Origin of the sequence: Pseudomonas sp. BAV 4579, assembly GCF_009765395.1 — a bacterium.
Lineage (GTDB): Bacteria > Pseudomonadota > Gammaproteobacteria > Pseudomonadales > Pseudomonadaceae > Chryseomonas > Chryseomonas aestiva.
Genome location: NZ_WHOV01000038.1, coordinates 1 through 5870, shown reverse-complemented (window position 1 = coordinate 5870; position 5870 = coordinate 1). Strand labels below are relative to the sequence as shown.

Below are 5870 nucleotides of genomic sequence, written 5' to 3'. Positions count from 1 at the left end.
GCATAGTGAACCGGCCTGCCAGACACCGGAGTCACCGACCATGCCCGTCCTGTCGCCCCTCGCCCGCCCCGCTGCCTGCCGGGGTTGCCCATGACCCAGCGCACCATGCTGCTCACCGGCGCCAGTCGCGGAATCGGTCACGCCACCGTCAAGCTGTTCCGCAATCTGGGCTGGCGTCTGCTCACCGTCTCCCGCCAGCCGTTCTCCGAGGAATGCGGCTGGCCGGAAGCCCGCGACGCGCACATCCAGGCCGATCTCGCCGACCTCTCCCAGATCGATCGCCTGGTCGCCACCGTCCGCGAGCGCCTGCCGAGTGGCAAGCTGCACGCGCTGGTCAACAACGCGGGGATCTCGCCCAAGGGAACCGACGGCAGTCGCCTCGGCGTGCTGGCTTCGGATGCCGAAACCTGGACCCAGGTACTCAACGTCAACCTGGTCTCCACCGCCCTGCTGGCTCGCGCCCTGCTACCCGAGCTGGAAGCGGCGCAAGGCAGCATCGTCAACGTCACCTCCATCGCCGGCTCCCGGGTGCATCCCTTCGCTGGCGTGGCCTATGCCGCCTCCAAGGCGCGCCTGGCCGCCCTCACCCGCGAACTGGCCCATGAGTTCGGCCCCCGTGGCATCCGCGCCAACGCCATAGCACCGGGCGAGATCGCCACCTCCATCCTCTCGCCCGGTACTGACGGCCTGGTGGAAACCGAGGTCCCACTCAAGCGCCTGGGCACCCCCGACGAAGTGGCCGAGACCATCTACTTTCTCTGCATCGAACGCTCCTGCTACATCAACGGCGCCGAGATCCATATCAACGGCGGTCAGCACGTCTAGGTAGCGCTGTCGCTCAGGGCAGCCCACCTGGATTCGTGGCACGCCGCCCTATCGGTTAGCGAAAGAGGACGCCGGGCAAGACAGCAGCTGTCCTTAACCCTCCTTTAATGTTATGTTATAACATGCAAAACAATCCAATCACCCTAGTCCAGGGATGCCCCGCCCTGCGACCTCCCCTACCCGTGACGACCATGACCACCCAAGCCACCCTCCCCAGCAAGAAACTCCCTGTCACCGTGCTGTCCGGCTTTCTCGGCGCCGGCAAGACCACCCTGCTCAACCACATCCTCAACAACCGCGAAGGCCGGCGGGTGGCGGTCATCGTCAACGACATGTCCGAGGTCAACATCGACGCGGCCCTGGTCCGCGACGGCGGCGCAGAGCTGTCGCGCACCGAGGAGAAGCTGGTGGAGATGAGCAACGGCTGCATCTGCTGCACCCTGCGCGAAGACCTGCTGCTGGAGGTCGAACGCCTCGCCCGCGACGGCCGCTTCGATCAGTTGGTCATCGAATCCACCGGGATCTCCGAACCCCTGCCGGTGGCCGAGACCTTCACCTTTGCCGGTGAAGACGGTCGCTGCCTTGGCGATGTCGCCCAGCTCGACACCCTGGTCACCGTGGTGGATGCCTTCAATTTTCTGCGCGACTATGCCTCCAGCGACCTCCTGGAGTCCCGCGGTGAGTCCCTGGGCGAGGAAGACGAACGCACCGTGGTCGACCTGCTGATCGAGCAGATCGAATTCTGCGACGTCCTGGTGGTGAACAAGCTGGATCTGGTCGAGCCGGCGGAACGTGATCGCCTGCTGGCCATCCTGCGCAGCCTCAATCCCCGCGCGCGGCTGGAACTGACGAGCTTTGGCGCCGTGCCCCTGGAGCGGGTGCTGCAGACCGGCCTGTTCGACTTCGATAAAGCTGCCCAGGCGCCGGGCTGGCTGCAGGAGCTGCGCGGCGAACACACCCCCGAGACCGAGGAATACGGCATCTCAAGCTTCGTCTATCAGGCGCGCCGGCCTTTCCACCCCGAACGCTTCTTCGCCCTGGTCGAGCAGGAATGGCCCGGCGTGATCCGTTCCAAGGGCTACTTCTGGCTGGCCAGCCATCCCGCCCATGCCGGCACCTGGTCCCAGGCCGGCGCCGTGGCTCGCCATGGCGTGGCTGGGCGCTGGTGGGCCGCGGTCCCCCCCGAACAGTGGCCAGAGGATGAAGAAACCGTCGCCCTGATCAAGGAGAAATGGCACGAGGGCGTCGGCGATGCCCGCCAGGAACTGGTACTCATCGGCATGGACATGGACGAACCCTCCCTGCGCGCCCAGCTGGACGCCTGCCTGCTGACCGACAGCGAACTCGCCGGCGGTCCCTCGGACTGGACGCACCTGCACAACCCCTTCAGCGACTGGCCCCAGGCCGCCGATCCCCACTAAGTCGAGCCCTGCCCATGAATGCCATCCTGCCCGACGTCTCCCTCAGCGAGACCGCCACCCTGCCCGCCGCCCTCGACTGGGTCGGCATGCAGGGCATCGACCTGCCGATCCGCCTCGGGCAGGACGAACTCGGCGGCCTGCTGCCCGCCAGCGCCGACGTCCAGGTCGACCTGCCCATGGCCACCGCCAAGGGCATCCATATGTCCCGGCTCTATCAGCTGCTGGATCGCCTGAGCGGAGAAGCCCTCCTGACGCCCGAGCGCCTGCGTCTGCTGCTGAGCGACATGGTCGCCAGCCATCGCAGCTGCGACTCCCGCGCCGCCCGCCTGCGGCTGGACTTCGCCCTGCTGATTCGCCGTCCTGCGTTGATGACCACCGGGCTGAGCGGCTGGAAACGCTATCCCGTACGCCTGGAAGCCAGCTGGGTGGCCGGCGTCTTCCAGCTCAGCGCGCGCATCGAGATCCTTTACGCCTCCACCTGCCCCTGCTCCGCCGCCCTGTCCCGGCAACTGATCGTACGAGCCTTTCTCGCCGAGCACGGGGCCGCCACGCAGCTCGATGCAGCCACCGTCGCCCACTGGCTGGGACGTCACGCCTCCCTGGCCACCCCGCATAGCCAGCGCAGCCTGGCCCGGGTACGGATCAGCCTGCCCGCAGCTGCGGCCGACTTCGGCCTGCTGCCCCTGATCGACCAGTGCGAGCAGGCCTTGGGCACGCCGGTGCAGACCGCCGTCAAGCGCGCCGACGAACAGGCATTCGCCGCGCTCAATGGCAGCAACCTGATGTTCGTCGAGGACGCCGCCCGCCGCCTGCTGGTCGCCCTGCGTGACAGCCATCAGGACGTGAGCATCCAGGTGCGCCATCTGGAGAGTCTGCATCCGCACGATGCGTCCGCCTGGGCCTCCAGCTCGCCCGCTTGACCAGAGCCTCTCTCCAGCTTTCCTTTCAAAACGGCCGCTTTACCGCTTTACTGCAAGGAAGCAGTCGCCATGGGCGACCACTCTCGTTATCTCGACCCAGGAGCGCTTCTTGATGAAATCACGCCTTACCGCAGCAACCATGACCGTTCTGCTGAGTGTCCTCGGCACAGGCGTCGCACTGGCCGAAAGCCCAGCGGAAAAGAGCGTCCGCCAGGACGGTCGTGACGTGAGCAAGGACGCCCGCCATGACCGCAAGGAGGTCGACAAGGGCGCGGCCCATGCCGCCGACGAAGCCGACCGCACCGATACCCACCTGGACAAGGAACGCCACCGCGAAGACAAGAAGGCGGACAAGGAATACAAGAAGACGCTGTAGCCCGCCCGGGTCGGGGCAGAGCCAAAGGATTGGCTTGTCCTCGAAGGCTGTTCGTTCCCTTGCAGCACCGACAGGTCGCCCGAATCCCGACCACTGAAAGACAGCGACCGCGCACAATAGGCAATCCCCCTGGCCTGGATACTCAACGGCTGCGCGCGCCAGGCGCATCCACTCGGCTGCATAGCCCAGAAACCGGCTCGCGGTCGCTCCAGCCATCCCGTGAATCAAGTCACATTATTTTGGCATGACGGGCCTGATGGCTTAGACTGCGCGCCTCTCGAAAAAGGAGTTTCGCATGAAACCGTCTCAGCTCTTGTTCATCACCTTCGCTGCGCTGCAACTGGCCGGTTGCGCCATCGGCCAGAAGATCGACTATCGCCAGACCGCCCCGCAACTCAGCGTCAAGGCCGACAAGCCGGTCGCCGTCGCGGTACTCGACGAGCGCCCCTATGTAGTCGCCCGGAACAAGGACGCCACCTATGTCGGCAACATCCGCGGCCTCTACTACAACCCCTGGAGCGTTCGCACCTACAGTGGCAGCCCCCTTTCCGCCGATCTGCAGGACGCCGTGCAAAAGGCCCTGGCCCGCTCCGCCATCACCGCCCTGCCCAGCCAGGTCAGCGACCGCGCCCCCCAGGGCCAGAAGCTGCTGGTGCTAAAACTGCGCGAGTGGAAATCCGACGCCTACATGCGCGTCCGCTTCGACTATGACGTTATCACCCAGGTCCTCGACGACCAGGGCAAGCTTCTTGCCAGCGACGAGATCAAAGGCAGCGGCCCGACCAACAACGTCCTCCTCTCGGGGACCCAGGTCCTGACCAATGCCATCGACGCACCCGCCATCGCTGGCGCCCTGGCCAAGGGCAACACGCCCTGACTGGACGCTGCACCTTGCCATGGAAAAAGCCCGCCTCGCGCGGGCTTTTTAATGTCAACAGGTGCTGGAGCAGAATCCACAGCAGATCGCAGCGCATAGCTATGGATAATGAGCGCCAAGGAGCGTGAAGTATTTCAGCTAAGCTGCAGGAATTCAGTGGCGAAGGCGCGTCGGAGCAGGAAACCGGGGTACAGGGTGGCCAGACAGGATCTCGAGCGAGATCAGTATCCACGGCCTGACCCCTAGCTGCAGCCCACCAGCCCTTGTCAGGCACAGAGTTCGAAAATGACCGCCAGCTTCCGGCACTTCAGAATCGTGGAGACCCCGTGAAATACCTGACCCTAGTGGGAATGACCGTAGTGCTCCTGGGCTGCAGCCATTACTCCAACAAAAGCACCCTCTGCGAGCCGAACCCCCTGGCTGGCGTCGAGTGCCAGCAGCCCAAGGCGCTGAACCAGATCATCGGCGAGAAATATCGCGAGTGGCGGAAATATCAGTGAAGGTCTTGGCAGTCTCACAGGTCAGAAGCAGGTCTCGACTGCCGAACCGAATTCGGAAGCGGCCCTAGTCAAGCGCCCCGCAGAAAGTAAAACGGCGATATCAAGGGTGATCTGGCGGCGTGCCACTCACAGCGACGGTCCGACCGGGAGGTTGCGGACTGCGGCATCCAACTGACGGGTGACGCCTCCCGCGGTAGCGAGTGCAACGGCTGCCTTTCAATGCTCGTTGAGCGCCCGCACTTCTACCGCTTTCGGTTGTCAGACTTCCTCACTCGAAGTGGACCCGTACTAGGCAATCAAGATGAATGCGCCTGTAAAAGAACAGAAGGTGATCAACGCGATTGCCATAGGAACCTGCATATCAGCAATTGTCTTGCTGTTGAGCTTCGCGGAAGCCACAATCGTAGCCAATAGCTGGACTCCGCAGTCCGGCACCGAAACTGAAAAGGATATTTCAGTTGCGCTATCAGTTAACAAGGACAGTGACGCTCTTCGAGTCCAGGCCCCACGGTCGGATAAATAGCGTCTCGCTGAAATCCGCACTCATTCGTCCAGGGTCGTTAGCCAGCGATCAGGGCCTGCTGGCGCTCACCCTGGGCGCCATGTGCATCGGGCTGGCAACCATCTTTGTGGTGGCCATGTCTGCCACCTGATGATCACGCACGATTGGTACCGGTAGCCTCAGCGGGCGACTGATCGGTCGTCGAAGACTTGCAGGTCCTGACATCGACCGTCCTGCCTGCTCATCTCAAAAGGGCAGCTCCCCTCGCCCCTACTCAGCTCAGCTCTCGCTCCCGGGTAGCTACAGGGTTAACCGAAATGGTCAGCTTCATTGGGATCGAGTGCCATAGAAGGTCAGGCATTGGAGCTGTCTCGAAAGGGTTTCGGAACTCTTCCTCTGTTACCTACCCAGCGGGCCTTGAAATCCGACCCTGCAGACAGCAAAAAGCC

General features: G+C 63.8%; 6 protein-coding genes. All 6 read left to right on the top strand.

Annotation, left to right across the window (positions count from 1 at the left end; translation table 11 throughout):
* The first annotated feature begins 90 nt into the window (after positions 1–90).
* The 6 genes from GSQ95_RS10110 (at position 91) to GSQ95_RS10085 (ending at position 4919) form a co-directional block, all read left to right on the top strand.
* On the top strand, positions 91–825 hold the full coding sequence (locus GSQ95_RS10110; protein WP_158896641.1) for an SDR family NAD(P)-dependent oxidoreductase: 735 nt from the start codon (positions 91–93) through the stop codon (positions 823–825).
* A 191-nt stretch (positions 826–1016) separates the two neighbouring features.
* Complete coding sequence (gene zigA / locus GSQ95_RS10105; RefSeq protein ID WP_158896640.1) at positions 1017–2246, top strand: zinc metallochaperone GTPase ZigA; 1230 nt, start codon at positions 1017–1019, stop codon at positions 2244–2246.
* A gap of 14 nt (positions 2247–2260) precedes the next feature.
* On the top strand, positions 2261–3166 hold the full coding sequence (folE2, locus tag GSQ95_RS10100; RefSeq protein ID WP_158896639.1) for a GTP cyclohydrolase FolE2: 906 nt from the start codon (positions 2261–2263) through the stop codon (positions 3164–3166).
* A gap of 139 nt (positions 3167–3305) precedes the next feature.
* Positions 3306–3542, top strand: a complete 237-nt coding sequence (locus GSQ95_RS10095) for a hypothetical protein (protein WP_252977112.1) — start codon at positions 3306–3308, stop codon at positions 3540–3542.
* A gap of 295 nt (positions 3543–3837) precedes the next feature.
* A complete protein-coding gene (locus tag GSQ95_RS10090; RefSeq protein ID WP_158896637.1) occupies positions 3838–4419 on the top strand; it encodes a hypothetical protein in 582 nt (193 codons plus the stop codon).
* A gap of 326 nt (positions 4420–4745) precedes the next feature.
* Positions 4746–4919 carry a hypothetical protein gene (locus GSQ95_RS10085; RefSeq protein ID WP_158896636.1) on the top strand — a complete coding sequence of 58 codons (174 nt, stop codon included), beginning with the start codon at positions 4746–4748 and terminating at the stop codon, positions 4917–4919.
* Positions 4920–5870: the final 951 nt, after the last annotated feature.

Coding starts and splice junctions, on each gene's coding strand:
- GSQ95_RS10090 (WP_158896637.1), top strand. CDS start 3,838: ATGAAACCGTCTCAGCTCTTGTTCATCACCTTCGCTGCGCTGCAACTG.
- GSQ95_RS10110 (WP_158896641.1), top strand. CDS start 91: ATGACCCAGCGCACCATGCTGCTCACCGGCGCCAGTCGCGGAATCGGT.
- folE2 (WP_158896639.1), top strand. CDS start 2,261: ATGAATGCCATCCTGCCCGACGTCTCCCTCAGCGAGACCGCCACCCTG.
- zigA (WP_158896640.1), top strand. CDS start 1,017: ATGACCACCCAAGCCACCCTCCCCAGCAAGAAACTCCCTGTCACCGTG.
- GSQ95_RS10095 (WP_252977112.1), top strand. CDS start 3,306: ATGACCGTTCTGCTGAGTGTCCTCGGCACAGGCGTCGCACTGGCCGAA.